Here is a 20,707-nt window from a genome sequence, read left to right as displayed (position 1 = left end):
TATAAATTATTTCCAGGGATAAAGCACGGGCTTGATCTCCTGGAACGACTGCATTCGTTTCAATGCGACGTTAACGTCTTTGAGCGAATATTCGTTGGAAATCAGCTTGCTGAACGGCAGATCCCGCTGATGTTTGGCGATGAACTGCAGCGCCTTCCAATAATGGCTGATATCCCCGGAAAACGAACCGAACACCTTCAAGTTTTTCTTTGTAATCATCGACGGCTGGATCGTCACCTTCCCTTCGCCGAGCTGGCCGACGACCATATAGCGCGCACCCTTGGCCACCATCTCCAGCCCTTCCGCGAAAGCGCCGGGATGACCGGAAAATTCGAATGCCTTTGCAGGCCCGCGGCCTCCCGTTTCCTCCATGACAATAGCCTTTCGTGCTGCGGGATCATGCTGATCTACGGAGATCACGCAGTCGGCGCCGAACTCCTCGGCCAGCTTCAAACGGCTGTCCGGGGCGCCGATGGCTATAATTTTTTTGGCGCCCGATACTTTGGCCACCCCGATGGCCAATAAGCCTAACGGTCCCGTACCTTGTACGAGCACCGTGTCCGTCGGACGGATCGTGCCGACCTGATCGAACGCGTTAATAACCGAGCGGAAAGCGCAGCTGCTCAGACTTGCCAATTTGTCCTCGACAGAATCCGGCACTTTTATCCGTCCCGATTCCGGTACGACATATCCGTATTGTGAGAACCCTCCCATCAGATAAGGAGGCTTTTCCATTGTTTCGTACATATAAGCACGGCGATGATGACAAAGCGTCGGCTGTCTTTCTACGGTGCAGTAGTAACACGAACCGCAACTGGTATGAGACCAGATGATCCGGTCTCCAATCTGGAGGGACTGCCCGACGGAATCCTGGTCGGCGTTCGGGCCCATTGCCACGATCCTGCCCACCATTTCGTGGCCAAGAATAACAGGCAAATCCACTTTCAGGGAAAGCGTGCCTTCCCACAGATGCACGTCCGTACCGCAGATCGAGCAACAGTCGATTTGCACGAGCAGCGACCGGGGTTCCAGCTGCTGCGGCACCGGAACCTCCTCAATTCCGATTTCCTTGCCGAATTCGCGTACGACCGCCGATTGAGACGTTTTGGGTAGCTGCATATCTGTTCATAAACTCCTTTCATTGTCGATGGTCTTGGATGAGTTATTTGAACCAAAGGCTTAATCCCGGCATAAAGGTGATCATCCCGAGGATGATGACTGCCGCTGCAAAAAAACAAGCGACGTAAGGCATCATCTCCACCAGCGAGCTGTTGTTTGTTTTTGCCGCCACGAACAAGTTAGCCGCCATAGGAGGGGTAATCAGTCCAAGCTCGATGTTGGTCACCAGCATGATACCGAAGTGGATCGGATCCATACCGAACTGCATAGCCGCCGGATAAAGAAGCGGGGCCATCAGCAGCACGGCAGCGTTCGTTTCCATGAACATGCCGACCAAAAACAAAATCAAATTGACTATGATCAAAAACATGATCTTGTTGTCCGTGATGTTCTGAATCGCACCCGTAAGCATCTGAGGAACCTGCTCCAGAATCATGAAATTGTTAAACACAGACGTAAAGGCAATGATGCATAAGATGGAGATGGACGTCAGTGCCGCTTTATAAAACACTCCGGACAGCTCGCGCATTTTCATCGTTTTGCCCGCCAGCGCCAACACCAGGCCGTACACACAAGCCACCGCAGCCGCTTCTGTCGGCGTAAAGATCCCTCCGTATATTCCGCCGAGCACGATCACGGGCATCAGCAGTACGGGAATCGACTGGACAAAGGCGATCCTCTTGCTCTGCTTGAAGACCGGAGTTTCTCCGCTCCCCTGCTCCCCTTCCGGATGGTTCAGCACCCTCTTAAGAAGCAGAAAATGCACGATGGAAAAGGCAAAGACCATCAGGATGCCCGGAAGCAGTGTCGCAAGGAACAAATCGGAAATCGAAGCGCCCACGGCCGCACCGTACACGATCAAAGGAATAGAAGGCGGAATCAAAACGCCAAGCAGCCCGCAGGATCCCATCAGAGCCGCTACATAGCCACGTTTGTATCCTTTATCGACCATCCGATTGCCGATGATGCTGCTGATGGCAGCCACGGTAGCTACCGAAGAACCCGTGATCGCGCCAATAAATGCACTGGCCAGAATCGTCACATATCCGAGCATGCCCTTCAGCCAGAACAGGAACATTTCGGCAATCTCTATCAGCCGGCCGATCAGCTTGCCTTGATTCATGATTTGTCCGGTCAAGATAAAGAACGGTATGGACAGAAGAAGAAAGGAGTTGATCGTCTGGTACGGCAGCGATGCAAAGGTATCGAGTGGCAGCCCGTTCATCTTCGCTCCGAGAAAAGCCGATAATGCAAAGGCTGCACCGATCGGTACGGCAAGAATCAATAAAATGAAGACACTAACGATAACCAGGGTCATGAAGTAGTCACCTCATTTCTGCTGTAGGACGCATCTCACGGATCATCAAAAGCAATTGGATCACCCCATGGAAGATGGCAAGGCCTGCACCGATCACCAGTGCACCAATCGGCAGCATAATCGGAATCCCCAGCTCGATGGTTTTCTCACCGGACTCGGCGATATAGGTAAAGAACGGATACACAATCGAAATGAGCGCAACACTGAAGGTCAGCATGAGAATCTCGGATAAAAAATGAATCACCTTGCGTAGTCTCGGACTTCGCAGCAAATCGGTCACTTCGATCGTTATATGGTCTTTCGTATAAACGGCCAATCCGAATCCGATAAAGGTCAATACACAAATACTGAGTAAACCGATGTCGACCGTTCCCAACAAAGGCCAGCCGAAGGCTCGAAAGCATACCTGCAGAAAGATTGAAATCAGCATGACGACAAAGGCAATGATGACGACCGCTTTTTCGATCCGTGCCATTGTATTTTCAATACGCTCCAACACAGTTAACCACCGCCGTATCATAAAATGTATCTGCATCCGGGCACATAGATTCGCTGACCCGGATGTTTTATTTCAATGCTGCAATTTCTTCTCTCAGCTTCGATATCCGATCAGCGCCATAGACGTCGGCAAATTTATCCCATAAGGAACGGCCGATTTCTTTAAAAGCCGCGATTTCCTCCGGCGACAAATCGACGACCTCGATGTTTTCATTCTTCATTTTTTGTACGTAGGAATCGATCAGCTTGCGGTTCTCCGTAATTTGCCACTGCTGCGTTTCCTTAGCGGCTTCTTCAAATGCCTTCTGCTGTTCCGGTGTCAGGCTGTCCCACATTTTTTGGCTGATGCTGATCGTACCGGACGCATAAACATGATTCAGACGGGTGACGTATTTGTTCGTCTCGTGAAGCTTATTGTCATACGTAATAATTAGGCCGTTATCCTGCCCGTCAACAACGCCTTGCTGCAGTGAGGTGTACAACTCCGGCATAGGAATGGATACGGCTTGGGATTCGACCGCTTCGAAGAATCCTTTGATCGCGCGGGAACCCGGAACTCTCAGCTTAAGTCCCTTCATTTCCGCAGGTGTTTTGACTGTATGCTTCGAGTTCGTCAATCCTCTAAACTCCAGCTCGTAAAAGCCCAGAGCATGAATATTGTGTTTTTTCAGCGTTTCTTTAATCGTCGCCGGGATAATGCCGCTGCCATAGAAGAGCTGATCCGCCTGTTCGTTGTTCTCCGCAATGTAAGGCAAGTAGCTGAAGTCAAGCAGCGGATCCATCCCTGCCAGCGATCCTTGATTCAAAAAGGCCATATCCAGGGTACCACGGGACAGATTCTGCCCAAGTGCTTCATCCCCCCCGATTTGGCTTGCCGGGAAAATGCTGATTTTCACGGCGCCGTTTGTTTTTTGGCCCACCAATTCGGCAAATTTTTGGGAGGCTTGATCCGTGACGCTGTTGGCGGCAAAAACATGACCGAGACGCAAATTTACCGGCTTGGCCTCTCCCGAAGGCGCGGTGGAACCGTTGGAAGAAGAAGACGAAGAAGAGCAGCCTGCAGCGAGCAGCGAAACGGCCGCAGTCAAAGCCATGCACATCATGAATGGTTTGGATTTTTTTAACATATTCCTAACTCCCCTCAGTATTTGTAAACCTTATTGGCTTCCTCTGACTGAACTTGAAGTCTCAAATCTTCAGGCCTCGTTTGTAAACCAAAACTGGTAAGCAAGCACCTCCCATTTTGATGAAACAATCATCAGTAAACGGTTTCAGAAAACGATTTCTGAAATGGTTAAAAAAATATACTCAGCCATAAATTATAGATGTCATTTTGTAACCGCTATCAGAAAATGATTTCTGAAATACATATTAGCAAGTTAATTTTTCTTTTGTCAATACTATTTTTCACAGCTAAAAAAATCCGTTGGAAAAAATGAATCCTCCGCAACCTTTTAATTAACCCCCGGTGGATTTTATAAACATGGTTGTTCTTGCGGCGCCGTCATATGTGGATAACTTGAACTGTGGATATGTTGACACTGCTGCAGGAATACATGCGTCATATAAGCAAAATGATTGTTGATGATGTGGATAAGATTGTGGATAATATGCCGCTCTCCCCTCGAAACCGCACCGGCAGCTTCGGGCGATTACTTAAAATAAGTGATATGTGGTATGATGAAGAGATCATGGAAAAATACGGGAAAGGGAGTATGACCCTTGAACCAGACAGCGATCAAAAAACAGGAAATACTGGACGCCTTCTATTTCAGACATGCTACCAAACAGTTCGACCCGACGAAAAAAATTTCCGACGAGGATTTCCGGTTTATTCTCGAAACGGTTTATTCTCGAAACCCGAAGATTGTCTCCAAGCTCCGTCGGCTTTGAGCCCTGGAAGTTCCTGATCGTCCAGAACGATGGATTGAGAGAAAAGCTGAAAAAGGTATCCTGGGGAACACAAGGACAGCTTCCGACAGCCAGTCATTTTGTGATTATTCTGGCCCGGAGAAACGTAAGATACGATTCCGACTATGTGCTCAACCTGTACAAAAATGTAAAACAGATGCCCCCGGAAGGATTGGAACGCATCCCTACCGTATATCGAAAATTCCAGGAATCCGATCTACATTTGCTGGACAATGAGCGTACCTTGTTCGATTGGGCCTGCAAGCAAACGGATATCGCCCTTGGCAATATGATGACCGCTGCGGCTCCGATCGGAATTGATTCCTGCCCCATCGAAGGATTCGATTTTGACGAGGTACACAAGATTCTTGACGAGGAGGGACTGTTGGAAAACGGGAATCTGGACATTTAGGTCATGGTAGCATTCGGATACCGGGCCCAAGACCCGCATCGTCCAAAAACGAGACAAAACCTGGAGGATATTGTGCAGTGGATTGAATAAGCATCGCGACAAGCGAAGCGCCTTCCGATCGTACATGACGATGCCGGAAGGCGCTTGTTTGGGTCTGGCTATGCGGGCCCGGTCAGCGTGAGCGTCTCGTCCAAAGCCCTCCTAAGCGGTAACCAAGGTTCGGATTCCGCTGCGTATGATTTCCTCCGCTTCCGGAGCAAGCGGAGCGGGCAGGCCAAAATAATAAATATAATCGACCGCTTCATACCCCCCCTCGGCCAGCTGGCCGGCTGTAGGGATATACCCGATCATGCCGTTGGAGTAGCACACGGGGAGCACCCTGCCTCCGAAGCCGATCTTGACGAAGCGGCCGTAGTCTCCAGCCATTTCCGCATTGGTCGCAAGCAGCGCGAACCCCTCAGCCAATTCGAGATACGAAAGCTCTAACTCGACGGTGCGCTGCCGGTAGTGATGATTGGAAAGCAGCAGTCTGCTCCACTGCTCCAGAATATCTTCGTCCGGCGCGAGCTGCTTGATGGGATTCGCATGGGCATCAGGACGATCTGTTCCAACCGCGTCCCCGGCTTTTTCGCCGGCTTTTCCCCCGCCAAGCTCCAGTTCCTTCTGTGACGGTTCCAGGCGGGCCCACTTCCTGAGCTCATCCGGAGAAGGTGGTTCTTGCAAGGGGAGCTGAACGCGCACCGTTCGTGAATGCAGCATCCGCGGCGCAAGCGGCTTCATCGGCCTTGTCAAAACGGCCAACACCTCGCTAGCCAGTGCCTGCCCGATGCTGCGCACATCCTCATCGCCGCCGCGATAAAATTCGCCGTCCCGTACAAGGGCCGGCCGAACGTCGGCGCAGCAGCCCTGCACATACGCCGAGACCGCTCCACAACCGAGCTGCTCTTCAATCAGCCCCATGGCCAGCCCCGGAAATTCGGACGATACCGTATTGTCACCCGATGTGGTAGGATGACAGGCATAATGAACCAGAAGGGCCTTGGTTTTGCCGTTGGATAACGCATAACGAATAACGGTTACTTCAGGATCTGCAGGCCCTTCCGGGTTCGGCGCCATCCGTATACTCCCGTCTACCCTTTTCCGGCGGTAAATGCCAAGACGGCAGCTCCCGATTCCCCGCTCCGCCGTCACAGGCTCGAAAGCCCGTGCCGCTTGTTCTGCGCCGTCCAAGATACGTTCTTCCAAAAAAGCGATATATTCTGGGTCCGGGCGGCCAAGCGAAGGCGTGAACAAGCCGCTGGTTTGCGGACCTGAATGATTATGCGTGGCATGCAGCACGATCTGCGCTTCACTCAGTCCAAAGCGTTCATTCAGCTTGTTCCTCAGGCTGTCTACGCGTTCCGCCCCCCACCACAGCAAATCGGCTGATATCACCAGCGCGCTTCCAGTCCCGCCTTGTTGAAAAAACAAGATTCTTGCATACAAAGGACGTTCGACGCGTTCAAAATCTCCTTGTCTATGCGCAAAGCCCGCAAGCGGCAGCGGGCTTTGCGGGGTGATGTCGACCTTGGAGCAGCCAAGCTGAAGATCATAAGATGGCGCCAACCCGTCCGGTTTCTCGGAGAAAACCGCGTTATGGTTTGTCATGGTCTCTTCCCCCTCAACTGCAAACCCTTTATTCCGAAGCAAGCAGCTCAATGATCAACAATACGTTTCGCAAAATATGATAGGGATCTTTGACCGGAAGGGCCACGGTCTTCTGTACCGGCTGACCGCTCCGATCCCGGATTTGAATCCATTCGCCGACCGCTTGATCCGGATGGGGGAACGTACGAAACACATAATCGTGCATCTGCTCATACTTCGCATATAGATCGATTCTGCCCGTCAGTCGATAGCCGAGAAGCAAAGCATACAGCGCCTCGGAGTGGGGCCACCATATTTTCATGTCCCACGTGTCGCTTACCAATGCCTCATAGCGCCCGCCGCTTCTGCGGCCGCGTACCTCCCCTCCCTCGCGGTCGACGTAACGAAACAGTCCTCCGTGTTGCGGATCCCAGCCCAAATCGAACGCCCGTTCGACCACTGCAGCCGCTTGCTCCACCCGCTGCCTGCTGCCGGCCTTCACCGCTTCCGTCATCACAAACCACATGCACTCCAGCGAATGTCCCGGCGTCACATGCCTGCTGAGCAGCGTATCCGCTTCGTTCCGATCGGCCGGAAGCATTTCACGGATGATGCCGCCGTCGAGATCATAAAACCGGTCCATGATCGTATCCACGAAGGAAATCGCCTCGTTCCGCACGGCCTGTACCTCCGGATGCGAGAACGCATCTAGCGCATCGGCAAGCTCCTGGGAGACATTGAGCAGAATCATCGGAACGGAATGGGCTTCATACCCTTCGGGCACCGGGTACGGCTCGCTTCGCAAATCCCCCTCCGCTACCCGCTCCATGATCCGCCGGTACAAACGCAAGCTGTCCTGAAGCGCCGCCGAATCTCCGGCCGCTTGGGCAAATTTGGCGAAGCCGAGTACGACAAAGCAATCCGCATAAAAGCTGATATCGTACCCCAACCCCGGAATCGCTTCCTTTTTCCCGCCGTCTGCCGTCAGCACATAAGCACAGTTCCCATTATCCAGGAATACATGATCGCGCAGAAAATCCATCGTTTTGCGGGCGTTCCGCAAGCAAAAGTCCGCATCTCCCGAGAGGAGATTTTTTTGGATCATGGACGCCATATGGGCAAGAATCCAAATCATCCGCCCCTGGGACCACGTATACTTGTCGGTACTGACAAGCTCCGTACCTTCATTATTGAAGCAAGTGTAAATTCCGCCGCGCTCAAGGTCGATAGCCCGAAACCAAAAGGGCAATAGAACCTTCTCCGCATGCTCCCGGTAAAACGACAATAAATGATTCATGGCCCACCCCGATCAACTCTGGAATATGCTGCAGTATTTACTTGCTGCCTGTCATACTGATGCTTTGAATAATGTGACGACGGAGGAAGATAAACACAATCAATATCGGAATCACCGAAATCACCGATCCGGCGGACATTACCGTCATATCGATCGAGAAGGACGACTGGAACATCGCCAGACCCAGCTCCATCGTAAACAAAGACTTGTCGCCGACGACAAGAAGCGGCCAAACAAAAGCGTTCCACGCCTCGATAAACGCGAAAATCCCCAAGGCGCTCATCGGCGCCACCAGCAGTGGGACGACCAATTGAAAAAAGATGCGCCACTCCGACGCTCCGTCCACCCGGGCCGACTCCAGAATTTCATCCGGAATTTGCTGAATGACGTTCTGACGCATAAAGAAGATACCGAAGCTCATGACCAAATACGGCAGGACCAATCCGCTGAATTTATTCAGCAAATCCAGACTTTGCATCTGCAAGTAAAGCGGAATCATGTAGATTTCAAAAGGGACGATCGCTGTTGCAAGCAATAATGAAAAAATAAAAGCCAGACCATAATACCGGAATTTGGCGAAAATGTACCCGGCAATCACAGAGGTGAACACAATGGCAAGCGCCGAGAATACCGCCATTCTAAGGCTGTTAAAAAAGTAAAGGTGAAAGGGCGCCGTTTCAAACACCGCAACAAAGTTGTCGAAATTAAACTGCTGCGGAATAAATGACGGAGGATAGATATTCAGCTCCGGAGGCGTTTTAAACGCCGTCGATACCATCCACAGGAAAGGGATGACCATCAGGATCGCTCCCAGAGTCAATAGGAGCATCCGCAAGGCCGTCATGATCTGATTTCTCCGTTTCATCGGTTCAACCCCTTTCCAGACGTGGTATTATCCTTAGCCAACCAAAGCTGTACCATCGTCAGCGCAAGCACGATCAGGAAAAGCACAACGGCTTCGGCCGAGGCGTACCCCATCTTGTAATAACGGAATCCGTTTTCGATCATGTCATACACAAGCACACGCACAACATATCCCGGGGAACCCTGAATGTCGGAAGCCAGAATATAGATTTGGCTGAACACATTGTAGCCGTGAATCAGCGTGATGATCGACACGAATACCGTGATCGGTTTGAGCATCGGAAGAGTAATGTACCGGAATGCTTTGGCTCCCGTCGCCCCGTCAATGGCAGCGGCTTCGTAAAATTCCTTCGATATCCCCGTCATACCCACAAGAAAAATGATCATATTATATCCCACCGTTTTCCATACGGTCAGCATAATCACCGATACGATCGCGAGTACCGGGTCAAACAGCCAAGCCTTCGGCGCCACCCCAAAAAAGGATAAAAAATAATTGAACAAACCGTGCTGCGAATCAAGGATCCACTTCCAGGTTACGGCCACCGGTACCATCGGCGTAATGACAGGCAGAAAATAAAGCGCCTCGTACCATGCTTTAAAGCGGATGCCTTTATGAAGCATAGAGGCGATGATTAGCGCGGTAGGCACGCTAAAGATGAGAATGCCAAAGGCAATGATCGACGTATTTTGGATAGCAATAATAAAAGGTTCACTTTGAAACAGCGTGATAAAGTTCTCCAAACCAACAAAAGGCTTTTTGACCGATATCAGGTCCCATTCAAACAAGCTGATGTACATCGTTTTGGCGATCGGTATGAATCTAAGATACGTATACAGGGCGATGATCGGCGCCAATGCCAGAATACAAAACCAGTGACCCGGCTTCAGCCGAAACCTTTTTTTCACAGATGCTTCCATTTCCCTAGCCCCTCCTTCCCTTTCCGTTCACCATCGATTCGGCCTACAATAACGAAGCGCTGTCTTCGTCCAAATAAATGCGGCAGGATTCGGCCCTGCGCAGCACCGAAGCGGGACACTGCACATCGATTGGACCATACAACGTCTCATGCACGGCCCTGCTCTTCCTGTCGCCCGGCACGGTACAAAAGATAGCGGACGCCGATAAAATCGTCGGAATGGTTAACGTAATGGCTTGAACAGGAACATGGTCCAATGCGTCAAAGCATCCATCGTTTACCTGCTGCTGCCTGCTGGATTCATCCAGCTGGACGGCTTTCACTTTCAAGGGGTCCTGAAAATCCGCTACATGGGGATCATTGAATGCGATATGGCCATTCTCTCCGATTCCAATGCAGGCAATATCGATGGAATGGGAAGCCAGCAATTCCGAATATCTTTTACATTCTTCCTGCGGATCGTTCAAGCCGTTAATGGCATGAAATTGCTTGGGATGGCGATGATTGAACAGCCTCTCCCTGAGATATAAGGAGAAGCTTTGCGGCGCATCGGCTGGTAACCCGACGTATTCATCCAGATGGAAGCAGATGACCCGGTCCCAGAAGATGCCCTCCTCGTCTCGAAGTGCATCAAGAAATTCATTTTGGGACGGAGCCGAAGCAAACACCATGGAAATGACCTCTTTTTGCCCAAGAAGTTCTTTCATTTTGCCCGCAACATCGAGCGCTACAGCCTTACCCATCGCTTCGCGCGTCGTATGACGCAATACTGTCAGTTGATGAATTGTTGTGGACTCCATAGATCAACCTTCCGTTTCTTTAAGATGATGTAACCGTCTGACCGATGATCGAACGATGAGCTTTTGCTCGAACATGATATGCTGAAACCCTGAAACGCGCCGCCCGAAAATACGGTCGAACAGCGTCCAGGCCAATGCTTTCCCCGCTTCATAAGTCGGAATCGACACGGTTGTCAGCGGAAACGTAGTCAGTTCGATGTCGTCAAACCCGACGACGGAGACATCCTCCGGCACCTGGAGTCCGGCCTCCAGCAGCGCTTTAACGGCACCGATGGCAATCACGTCATCAAAACAGATGATCGCGGAAGGCCGATCCGTCATTTCGGCGATCCGATGGCCTATGTCCATTCCGTCCGTTATTCCGTTCGCATCATGAAACACAAACCTTTCATCCACCTCAATGCCCTGCCCCTTCATCGTATCCACAAATGCGGCATAGCGCATTTTGGCCGCTTTGGAGGTTTTGGGGCCGCGTACAAAACCAATGCGGGTATGCCCCATGGACAACAGGTGCTCCGTCACTTGGCGTCCGCCGTCATAATCGTCGAATTCATACGTATCGCAGGACAAGCCGGGAATTTTGCCGAGCAGCACAAACGGGACGTTCGTTTTTTTCAATTCAAAAAAATGGTCGAATGTGACTTCCTCCAGGAGCGGAGCAATGATCAAACCGTCTACCCTTTTGCGGACCATGGCCTGAATGTGATCAATCTCGGCTTGATGATCCTCGCCGCTGCTGCATAGAAATACGGTGTACCCATGCTCACCGGCAATTTCCTGTACCCCTTTGGTAATGTGGTTGTAAAAAGGGTTTGTGATATCCTTGATGATCAATCCAATGGAACCGGTCGATCTTGAAGATAAGCCTCTGGCGATTTCGTTAGGCACATACCCAAGCTGTTCCGCTGCCTTCAGCACCTTCTGGCGGGTCTTCTCGGAAAAACCGCTTTTTTGGTTCAACACTCCGGAAATCGTGCTTTTCGCGAGGCCCGTAGCTTTGGCAATATCGGCGATCGTCACGTTCATAGCTGCACCTCCCCTTGTGAGAGCGCCCTGCGCAAGCCTGACAGTGTCAACCGGGTTCCTTCCGCAGCCGTCCCGCCCTCGGGAATGTAATGCGTCTCAATGGTGTACAGCCCCCGGTAACCATCTCTCTCCAAAGCGGAAATGTGAGCCGCAAACGGAACACGGCCGTCTCCGATCGGCACGCAGCGCGGCGTTCCGTCGGGCTCTACCCGGGCGTCTTTCAAGTGTACATGACCCAGCACATCTCTAATCTGTTCATATCCGTCAGGGAATGCAGGCTTTCCCCCATAGGCCTCATTCCCAGGATCCCAAAGCACTTTGACGGCTTCGGATGCCACGCCGCGGACGAAACGCCCTACTTCCTCCGCGTATCCTCCGTTGCAGGAAGGCTCGTTTTCCAATAGCAAGGTGACATCCTCCCGCTCCGCGATCGCTGCCGCCGCCTTGAGATGCGCGACGATGTCGGCTTCATACTTCATCGGATCCTGTTCCCGCCAGAACGAAAAAATGCGGATTCTTCTCGTCCCGAGTTGTTTGGCAATTTGAATTGCCCTGTGCAATTTATGGTAATGCGCTTCGACCGCTTCCTCCGGCTGACCAAACGTGTCTCCGGCTGAAACCGGACGCGCCGGGTCTAAAGCGCATTTAAATACAGGTGAGGCTATGGCGGAGACAAACAATCCCCGCTTCTCTACTTCCCGGCGCAGGTTTGCCAACTCTTCGTCGGATAAATTCATGACATTCCTTCTGTTAACCATGCGAATTTCCACATGCTTTAGCTGATGCTCCACAATCCAATCCAGAGCTTCCTCCACATGCGGGGATACTTCGTCGGTTAACACGCCCACACGATCCCATATCATTGGGTAGGGTACTCTCCTTCCTGCAGGAACTAAACCGATTGCACGACCTTGCGAATGGCTTGAGCAATATCGTGCATGTCTTGTTCGTCCCCTAATAAAACATTTTGTGGAAGCCACAGGGCTTCTTTTTCACATGCGCGTTCGGCTACCGGACAAGAATCCCTGCGGGCTTGCCCTGTCCTCTTGCGAATCTCTTCCGAAATCGCGCGGTTTTGGTTTAAAGCCACATAGCCTTCATGAACGGGAATGCCTTCCGCGTTCAGCATACGGCATACATCGCTTTTATTCAGCTTGTCGGCCAGATCCTTATGCAATTTGAAAATATACAGATGATAAGCGTGCCGGGTAACCTGCGGGTCCGTTGCCAACGGACTTACGCCATCCACATCTTGAAGCAGTTCATTCAGGAGGCGGGCATTCTTCTCACGGACGGCCATTTGCTGTTCCAGTCTGCTGAGCTGACCGATAAGCAGGGCCGCCTGAAATTCGGTCATGCGTAAATTCCAACCGATCACTTCATGCTGGTACCAAGCACCGTCACGGATGCGGCCCGCGTTGACCAGCGACCAGGCTTGATCCGCCAAGGCTTCGTTGTTGGTCAGAATCATGCCGCCTTCGCCGGAATTGATATTTTTGGACGACTGGAAGCTGAATGTGCCCAAATCGCCGATAGCGCCTACACCCGTTCCGTTCCAGCGGGCCCCTGCCGCTTGCGCCGAGTCCTCGATGATGCGCAAGCCGTGCTTCTCGGCAATCGCCTTCAGCCTGGTCATGTTCGCCGGCGCTCCCCCGATATGCACCGGTACAATCGCCTTTGTCCTCGGGGTAATCAGCGCCTCCACTTGATCCGGATCGATCAAAAGCGTTTGTTCCTCCACATCGGCGAATACCGGAATCGCTCCGAACAGGAGCGGAGCCGCTGCGGTAGCAAAGAACGTGTAAGGAGGTACAATGACCTCGTCACCGGCTCTTACTCCGGCCGCTTGAAGGGCTATAGCGATGGCCACCGTCCCATTCACGACCGTCACCGCATACTTCGCATCATGAAGCTCGGCAAACAGCCTCTCCGCTTCGGGAAGCTTGCTGCGGGTTGCTCCACCCCACTTTCCCGAATGCAGAACCTCAAGCAGCAGCTTTTCTTCCAACTGGTCATAAATCGGCCATTCCGGGAATGGCTTCTTTCTCACCGGACTTCCCCCATCTATTGCCAATTTTACCACATCCGTCTCCTCCTTGGCGTCTACACCTTGACTTCTTTACCCGACCTTGCCGATTCGTATATGGCCAGAATCAGATCAACCGACTTTCTGGCCTCCTCGCCGTTCACGTGAGGCTCACGATTGCCGCGGATCGCCTGAATCATATCGTCCACGTAAAAGTAGTGACCGGCACTGGAAATCTGCTGCGGATTGCTGCTTGAGGCCAGGCCGAGCGTATCTTCCAACACCGGGGCCGGTTCGTCATGCCCCATGAACGTCCATTGCTTGATGCCTTCATCACCGAATTCGATCGTCCCTTGATCTCCGTGAATCTCAAACCGGGTCTCCTGACCCGGATAGACGGAGGTCGCGGCCTGAATGATGCCGAACGCTCCGCTCTTATATTTCAATGCCGCAACGGCCGTATCTTCCACTTCAATCTCCCTAGCCAGCGTGGCCGTGTAAGCGAATACCGACTCGACCTCACCCATGATATACTGAATCAAATCTACGCCGTGAACCCCCTGATTCATAAGAGCCCCGCCGCCGTCGAGCCTCCAGGTTCCGCGCCAGCCGCCGCTCTTGTAATACTCCGGACTGCGGTAGTACTTGAGATAAGCATTGCCGAGAACGGGCCTGCCGATTTTGCCGTCCTGCAGCGCCTGACGGGCATGTAGCATGGCCGGCATCAAGCGTCTTTGAAATACGCATCCGAGCTTCACTCCCGCTTTGCGGCAAGCATCGATCATCGCGGTCATCCGGTCGCCGTTGATATCCAGAGGCTTTTCACAAAGCACGTGCTTTCCCGCTTGGGCGGCGGCTATCGTCACATCGCTGTGAGAACCGCTCGGCGTGCAAACACAGACCACATCAATGTCCTCCATCTTCAGCATTTCCCGATAATCCTTAAACAAGCGAGCGTCCGTAAGTCCTTCCGTCAACCGTCCTGCCTTCTCGGTGCTGTTGTCGGCGACCGCCGCCAACTCTGCATCCGGATGCTGACGGATGGATTCTGCGTGATACTTTGCAATCACACCGGCACCCACGATAGCGAATCTGATTTTGTCCGGCATACTCCCACCCCAACTGGCAAACCGGGCCCGACCGTGACCATCGGACCCGGCTGCGGTTTAGTTAGTACTGCTAAAATTGTAGGTTGTTAATGATTTCGATCATAAACTTCCTTTTATTCCGCCAATCGGCCTGCTTTTTTCAAAATATCGTTCGTTTCCTTTGCCGCATCATTCAGGAAAGCTTTCATTTTATCCGGATTATCAACAAAGGATGGATCCGTAAACCCTTTGGTTGCCAGACGGTCGGCGAATTTCGTCAGAATTTCATCGAATTCGGGCAGTGGCGGATACATTTGCAGGTCCTGCTTCACAAAGAACGCTTTATACTGCGGATATTCCTTATACACGTCATTGAGATCCAGATCATTGCGGGCCGGCAGCCAGCCGCTCATCGTGATGATTTGCTTGTGATTCTCCGGCTTGGTCAGGAAACGGATGAAATCCCATGCCGCCTCGGCTTTCGCTTTATCCGTACTAGAGACATAATAGTTGATCAGACTGATGACGTTGGCTTTGAGCGGAGCGGCATCATAATTTAGATCGGGAGCTTTTTTCTTCGTGTCCATAATGACATTGGATTCACGAATATAGAATGCAGCCAGGTTCGTCTGGAACGCTTCCGTGTCGTGCTTGAGCTTCGGATCGTCCGTTTTGAACTTGTGCACCATGTCCACATACAGCTTCAACGTTTGGTAACCCTCTTCGGTGTTATAATTCGCCGTATATTTTCCCGGTGACACTTCCTTGACGATACTGCCGCCGCGCTGGGCCAGAAGGTTCCAGAATTTCTCCCCGACGCCGCTGCCGCCGCCGCTTAACCGCAAGCTCATTCCCGCCCGCTCCAGATTGCCGGAAGCATCGCGTTTGGCCAGTTTTTGGGCATATTCCAGCAGATTATCGACGTTAGGCGGCTCTGTCAGCCCGGCCTCCTTCAGCATGTCTTTGTTGTAATAAATCGCTCCGGCCCCCATGAAAGAAGGCACACCGTATGGTTTACCGTTCACGCTGGTCGTATCGACGATCAACTTCTCGTGAATCCCGGAATTCACGTACTTCACGAGATCCTCGGGGGTGGTTTGAATCAAGCCTCCCTCAATGTAGCGGAGCGCCAGGTTTGGATTTAAGGGGAGGATATCCGCTGCGCTTTTGGACGGAAGCGCCGCAGCCACCTTCTTTTCGTAATCGCGCAGCGGGAAAGAAGAGACCTCAATGGATACGTTCGGCTTTGTTTTTTTGTATTCCTCAGCCATTTTTTTGAAATACGGATCAAGCTCCGGCCATCCTGTCCAGATGGAAAGACTCACCGCTTGATCTGCCGGCTGGCCCCCACCGCCCTGTGCATTTCCGCCTGCGGGGGCCGGTTCGCCGCCGCCCGAACAGCCAGACAACATTGCCGATAATACCAACACACCTGCAAGACCGCTTGAGACTGCTTTTTTAGATGCCATTTTGCAATCACTCCCCTAAGTTATTTACGTTTCGCCATCGAACATGTCATGCCAAAACCGAAAACCAGCAGAAGTTTACCTCACGCTTTCTAACTTGCGACTACTTACACTTCCTGACGTGGGTGCAGCGGATGATCACTTCCCCCTTCTGATAGTGAATACTATTGATTCGGCTCATTTTTTGAACCGGTTCAAATAAGGACTAAAAAAATAATACGCTGCTCTCAAGCAATTTATGTTATTTATATTAACATCAAAAAACGGAATTAATCAATATAAATTTGATTAACATAAAATTAATAACATATATATAACATAATTTGTCGTGTTAATGTTGTGACCTTTGCGTTTCTAGTGGGATATTAGACGATTGCCATAAAACCAATCACCTTCTACAATTATGCAAGCGCTTGCAAATGGATTTAAATTTGTTAAATGGCTTGCAACTTCAACCATTTAACATCATTTTCGACCATTTTGGGACGAAATTTTTGAACCGTTTCAAATCAAATTATAGCGCTTTCATTTTTTATCGTCAATGGTAGATTTCTTTATTCACAAATTTTCCTGCGCAGCTGAATATACCGTTTGTCCACGTTTTGTAACGGCAAGCATATCGATCCTGCCGTCCTCTGGATTCAGAGTAAAGGTCAACAAATCCGCCATTCCATTCGGCCGCACCTGTCCAAGCAGCGGCTCTCCGATTAAGCGGGCAGGCATGATCGTAGCCAACCTTATGGCTTCATGGAGACTCGCTGAAGTAAGCCGCATATAGGTTTGCACACAGTCTGCAAGGGATACGGCCGCTCCGGCCAAGAGCAGCGGATCGGCAACCATCTGCAGCCGCCCGGAAGGAAGCAGCTCCACTTCCCCGCCAACGTGCGTCTTGTAAATGCCCGGCTTCATATGGGCCAAATGCACCGCATCGCTGACAAGAACTATTTGATTATTCTTTGCCCGCGCCATCACCTTCATGACAGAAGGATGCAGATGATGTCCGTCGGAAATGATGCCCGGAGTCAAACGGTCGTCGGAAAGCTGTGACCAAATATAGTTCGGATGCCGGGGAAGCTGTGCATGCGCTCCGTTCCCCAGATGAGTGGACATTCTCGCACCGGCATCGGCAGCCGCAATAATTTCATCGTGAGACGCGGCGGTATGGCCTATGCATACGAGGATGCCTTCTTGAACAAGCCTGCGAATCATCTCGACAGCTCCCGTGCGTTCCGGCGCCAATGTCACCATACGGATGCGCCCGCCCGAGGCTTCCTGCCAAGCGGTAAACTCTTCCCAGTCGGGATCCTTAATATGTTCGCGGGGGTGAGCGCCTCGCGGACCGTCCTGATCAGACAAGTAAGGTCCTTCCAAATGGACGCCCAGCACGCAGCTGTCTACGATCGGATCCCGGCTGCAGGCCAGACGAATCGCCGTTAAACTGGAATGAATCTGTTCGAATCCGGCCGTAATAATCGTCGGACAAAAAGAAGTCGTACCCGTTCGCAGCACTTCCCGTGTCATTTGCCGAATCGCTTCCACACGTTCCTCCAGGTCCGCATCAGCCCTATTCAGATCATAGCCAGCAAAACCGTTAATTTGCAGATCGATCAAACCGGGACAAATCCAGACTTCCCTTTCGTTATCGGCACGCTTTTGTTTCTCTGTGGGCGTGACGGAAAAGATGCGTTCGCCGACAATGCTGACGCATACATATTCCCCCGTTGAAACCAGGCTGCCATATATTTCACGCGGGTTTGTTTCGATCGTAAACACCTCTTTCTTTATTGTATTCACTTCATCCATCCAATACATATTTGTACCGGTTCAAAATTGATTATGACCTGCTGACATAGAGAGTGTCAATGGAGTTAATAAAAATATCCCCCTGGAAATGGGGGATCTTGGTTCATTATAAGATCAATATCATGGCATTCCACAGCGCATCGCACAGCTCGCGACCCTTCACTTCAAGGCTTGAAGTCTTGATCAGCCATTCTTCGTAAATCTTATCAATGCGAATATAGCTGTCATATTGATGCAAATACGCCAGCATTTGACCAATCGTCAATAACGGGAGCGCTTTCTCTTTATGAAAACCGCCCATGTAGTAGATCATCTCTTCTTGTCCGCTGTAAAAGATATATTCCCCTTCTTCCGGATGCCATTGTTCGCGCAGTTTTTCTTGCTGTTCTTTGGATAGCTGCTGTAAATGAGCGGCAGTAATTCTCTGAATCATGGCATGTTCCTTTCCTCTGTCTTTAGTTTATTGCTTTTACGTTTATCCAAAACCTCTTCTTTGGTAGGTACGGTTAATTCGCTTTTAGGCCGGGTCATCCCATCATCACAATAACAAAATCCCTGTTCATCCTTATATAAAATTTCAACGACTTTCCCATCTCTTGTTTTCATAATCATAGCTTTACAGCATCTCCTTTTAAAGAAGAGTCCTCTCCTGCTCCACTCCTCCTTTAAAATTCGCCGCATCAAAAAACCCGCAATAAGCAGCATGACCGCAGATGCCTTTGACGATCAGCAGCTATATGGCGGGTCTAACAAAACAAAAAGACCCGCAATACGGGTCAATGTAAACCATCATTCGAATAAAAAATGAATTTGACCCATCTAACTGCTGACGAGGTTAGCTGCCGGGCTCGGGAAAGATGGTTCCCTACATCATGATTCGCCCCAGAAAATTGGTTCCCCCGCTTTCCGATGACTCGGAAATTAAGCGTACTATAATAATACCTAATAGTTAAACATTCGTCAATCAAAGAAACGCTTTTACTACTATTTATGCTAATATATTACAAATATTCCCACAGGATCACATCTTACCTTTTTTAATCCAAAATACGATTCTGAGCGTGCCAATGAGGGCGACCGATAAAAGCGCAAGCAACAAAACCACCCAAGTACCTAATCTATCGATCTCACTTAATCCACTGGCATTCGCCATCACAAAGACGCCGACCGCAATACAAAGCAAATATAAGCATATATTGGGGATGATCCAGGCTACTCTTAATTTCACATTCTTCTTATTCATAACACTCACTCCCCATTATAAAACCGCCGCTTCATTTTAAAACGTATTCAAGATATATAACTATTATAACCACATCATCATAAAGGTAACAGCCCGCTGAAAAAAGAGTCATCCTCAAACGACGTGTGACCTGTTCGGACTGAATACGTTTAGAAAGATGCTAAAGAGACTGTCCCAAAAGTTGATGTCTTTCTTGTGAAACAGTCTCCATTCGCTCCTTCATCGCCGGGTTGCCGGTCAAACCTGTTCCAATTGCTCCAGAATTTCACTCATTTCTACCTCAGCATAACACATAGAGGTATCCGCTGCGCCATAATAAATTTTTACCTTGCCGTCTTCATAAAGCGCCCCGCAGCTGAAAACGACATTGCCAAAAAAACCTTCTTTTTCATAGTCCGTTTCCGGCTCCAAAAAAGGCTGCGTACTGCGGGCGATGACGCGCCAGGGCTGTTCCGAATCCAGCAGCACGGCCCCCAGGCAATATCTATTATTGCGATCGGCGCCATGATAAATTTCCAGCCACCCCTGTTCGAGTTTAATAGGAACGCAGCTTCCCCCTATTCGTGCTTCATCCCACAGGCCCGGCCGGCAGCCCATCAAGAAACGATGATTCCCCCAGCAAAGCAGGTCGGGAGATTCCGCCAACCACATGCTTGGTTTGCCAAAGCTGGAGCTGGAAGGCCGATGAAGGGCATAATATTTGCCGTTAATTTTTTGCGGAAAGATGACGATATTTTTGCTGTCCGGTTGGAAAATCACGCCCTCGCGTTGAATATATGCAAAATCTTTCGTGGAAGCCAGGCAGGTTGTAATTCCCAGGTTGGACACGGCCGAATAATTGATAAAATACGTATCGTTAATCTGAGTGATCCGACAATCCTCAATTCCGTAAATCTCATATTGGTTTTCCGGAAATAAAGCGGGACGGTCATCGATCTCAAAATGAACGCCGTCCTTGCTCCTCGCTATTCTCAAATAGGAAAGGGACGTGAGCAATGAGCCTTCCGGTGTAGCGATGCCCCTAGCATCTGAAAAATCATATCCCGGGACTCCCTTTTCCAGTTGATTGATCCCCATTCTGCCGTTGGCGACGTCGTAGTACGGACTCAATCCAACGTTCGGATCGCGGTGTACCGGCCTTTCCGCTACGCGCAGAAGCAGCAGGATCTCATCTCCGTAACGCATGACACCGGCATTAAAAACGCCTATGACTTCATAATCTTTAAGGTATGGACGAATATCTTTGGGCTCAATGATCGGGTTGCCGATATATCGGGATACTTTCATTGC

19 protein-coding genes, 1 pseudogene and 1 riboswitch are annotated in these 20,707 nt (G+C 50.7%); of the genes and pseudogenes, 1 reads left to right on the top strand and 19 read right to left on the bottom strand.

What is annotated here, in order from left to right; translation table 11 throughout:
* Window positions 1-6: 6 nt before the first annotated feature.
* From IJ22_RS24145 to IJ22_RS24130, 4 genes are all read right to left on the bottom strand, one after another.
* The gene (locus IJ22_RS24145; RefSeq protein WP_062410604.1) at window positions 7-1,119 is read right to left on the bottom strand and encodes a zinc-binding dehydrogenase; all 1,113 of its coding nucleotides are present in this window, start codon (window positions 1,117-1,119) and stop codon (window positions 7-9) included.
* A 43-nt stretch (window positions 1,120-1,162) separates the two neighbouring features.
* Window positions 1,163-2,437 carry a TRAP transporter large permease gene (locus IJ22_RS24140; RefSeq protein ID WP_062410603.1) on the bottom strand — a complete coding sequence of 425 codons (1,275 nt, stop codon included), beginning with the start codon at window positions 2,435-2,437 and terminating at the stop codon, window positions 1,163-1,165.
* Window positions 2,438-2,444: 7 nt separating this feature from the next.
* A complete protein-coding gene (locus IJ22_RS24135) occupies window positions 2,445-2,933 on the bottom strand; it encodes a TRAP transporter small permease (protein WP_160327406.1) in 489 nt (162 codons plus the stop codon).
* A gap of 70 nt (window positions 2,934-3,003) precedes the next feature.
* Window positions 3,004-4,062, bottom strand: a complete 1,059-nt coding sequence (locus IJ22_RS24130) for a TRAP transporter substrate-binding protein (protein WP_137670745.1) — start codon at window positions 4,060-4,062, stop codon at window positions 3,004-3,006.
* 595 nt (window positions 4,063-4,657) lie between these two features.
* Between IJ22_RS24130 and IJ22_RS24125 the strand changes: the two are divergent.
* Window positions 4,658-5,348, top strand: a pseudogene (locus IJ22_RS24125) (NAD(P)H-dependent oxidoreductase).
* 111 nt (window positions 5,349-5,459) lie between these two features.
* On the opposite strand, the gene IJ22_RS24120 reads toward IJ22_RS24125, so the two are convergent.
* The 15 genes from IJ22_RS24120 to IJ22_RS24050 form a co-directional block, all read right to left on the bottom strand.
* A complete protein-coding gene (locus tag IJ22_RS24120; protein WP_062410601.1) occupies window positions 5,460-6,905 on the bottom strand; it encodes a hypothetical protein in 1,446 nt (481 codons plus the stop codon).
* A gap of 28 nt (window positions 6,906-6,933) precedes the next feature.
* Entirely contained in the window at window positions 6,934-8,181 is a 1,248-nt protein-coding gene (locus IJ22_RS24115) for an AGE family epimerase/isomerase (protein WP_062410600.1), read from the bottom strand.
* Between the two features lie 37 nt (window positions 8,182-8,218).
* Complete coding sequence (locus IJ22_RS24110; protein WP_062410599.1) at window positions 8,219-9,046, bottom strand: carbohydrate ABC transporter permease; 828 nt, start codon at window positions 9,044-9,046, stop codon at window positions 8,219-8,221.
* On the bottom strand, window positions 9,043-9,966 hold the full coding sequence (locus tag IJ22_RS24105) for a carbohydrate ABC transporter permease (protein WP_062410598.1): 924 nt from the start codon (window positions 9,964-9,966) through the stop codon (window positions 9,043-9,045). Before IJ22_RS24105 ends, IJ22_RS24110 begins: the two co-directional genes overlap by 4 nt.
* Window positions 9,967-10,009: 43 nt before the next feature.
* Window positions 10,010-10,765 (bottom strand): glucosamine-6-phosphate deaminase, encoded by a 756-nt coding sequence (locus tag IJ22_RS24100; RefSeq protein ID WP_062410597.1) that lies wholly within the window; start codon window positions 10,763-10,765, stop codon window positions 10,010-10,012.
* 3 nt (window positions 10,766-10,768) lie between these two features.
* Entirely contained in the window at window positions 10,769-11,791 is a 1,023-nt protein-coding gene (locus IJ22_RS24095; RefSeq protein WP_062410596.1) for a LacI family DNA-binding transcriptional regulator, read from the bottom strand.
* Window positions 11,788-12,654, bottom strand: coding sequence for a sugar phosphate isomerase/epimerase family protein (locus IJ22_RS24090; RefSeq protein ID WP_062410595.1), 867 nt, complete (start codon window positions 12,652-12,654; stop codon window positions 11,788-11,790). The genes IJ22_RS24095 and IJ22_RS24090 overlap by 4 nt, the downstream gene beginning before the upstream one ends.
* A 29-nt stretch (window positions 12,655-12,683) precedes the next feature.
* On the bottom strand, window positions 12,684-13,874 hold the full coding sequence (locus IJ22_RS24085; RefSeq protein WP_062410594.1) for a DegT/DnrJ/EryC1/StrS family aminotransferase: 1,191 nt from the start codon (window positions 13,872-13,874) through the stop codon (window positions 12,684-12,686).
* A 20-nt stretch (window positions 13,875-13,894) separates the two neighbouring features.
* The gene (locus IJ22_RS24080; protein WP_062410593.1) at window positions 13,895-14,926 is read right to left on the bottom strand and encodes a Gfo/Idh/MocA family protein; all 1,032 of its coding nucleotides are present in this window, start codon (window positions 14,924-14,926) and stop codon (window positions 13,895-13,897) included.
* 113 nt (window positions 14,927-15,039) lie between these two features.
* Window positions 15,040-16,374: an extracellular solute-binding protein gene (locus tag IJ22_RS24075; RefSeq protein WP_062410592.1), complete on the bottom strand. Its 1,335-nt coding sequence runs from the start codon at window positions 16,372-16,374 to the stop codon at window positions 15,040-15,042.
* A gap of 555 nt (window positions 16,375-16,929) precedes the next feature.
* Window positions 16,930-18,165 carry an N-acetylglucosamine-6-phosphate deacetylase gene (locus tag IJ22_RS24070; protein ID WP_160327405.1) on the bottom strand — a complete coding sequence of 412 codons (1,236 nt, stop codon included), beginning with the start codon at window positions 18,163-18,165 and terminating at the stop codon, window positions 16,930-16,932.
* Window positions 18,166-18,280: 115 nt separating this feature from the next.
* Entirely contained in the window at window positions 18,281-18,607 is a 327-nt protein-coding gene (locus tag IJ22_RS24065; protein WP_054817310.1) for a hypothetical protein, read from the bottom strand.
* Window positions 18,604-18,786: a hypothetical protein gene (locus tag IJ22_RS24060; protein WP_062410591.1), complete on the bottom strand. Its 183-nt coding sequence runs from the start codon at window positions 18,784-18,786 to the stop codon at window positions 18,604-18,606. Before IJ22_RS24060 ends, IJ22_RS24065 begins: the two co-directional genes overlap by 4 nt.
* A gap of 197 nt (window positions 18,787-18,983) precedes the next feature.
* Window positions 18,984-19,112, bottom strand: a riboswitch (cyclic di-AMP (ydaO/yuaA leader).
* Window positions 19,113-19,195: 83 nt separating this feature from the next.
* Window positions 19,196-19,417, bottom strand: coding sequence for a hypothetical protein (locus tag IJ22_RS24055; protein WP_062410590.1), 222 nt, complete (start codon window positions 19,415-19,417; stop codon window positions 19,196-19,198).
* A gap of 237 nt (window positions 19,418-19,654) precedes the next feature.
* Window positions 19,655-20,704 (bottom strand): glycoside hydrolase family 130 protein, encoded by a 1,050-nt coding sequence (locus IJ22_RS24050; protein ID WP_062410589.1) that lies wholly within the window; start codon window positions 20,702-20,704, stop codon window positions 19,655-19,657.
* Window positions 20,705-20,707 lie beyond the last annotated feature (3 nt).

The organism is Paenibacillus naphthalenovorans, from assembly GCF_001465255.1.
GTDB lineage: Bacteria > Bacillota > Bacilli > Paenibacillales > NBRC-103111 > Paenibacillus_G > Paenibacillus_G naphthalenovorans.
The sequence above is the reverse complement of the archived record's forward strand: the minus strand, read 5'-3'. Positions and strand labels throughout refer to the sequence as shown.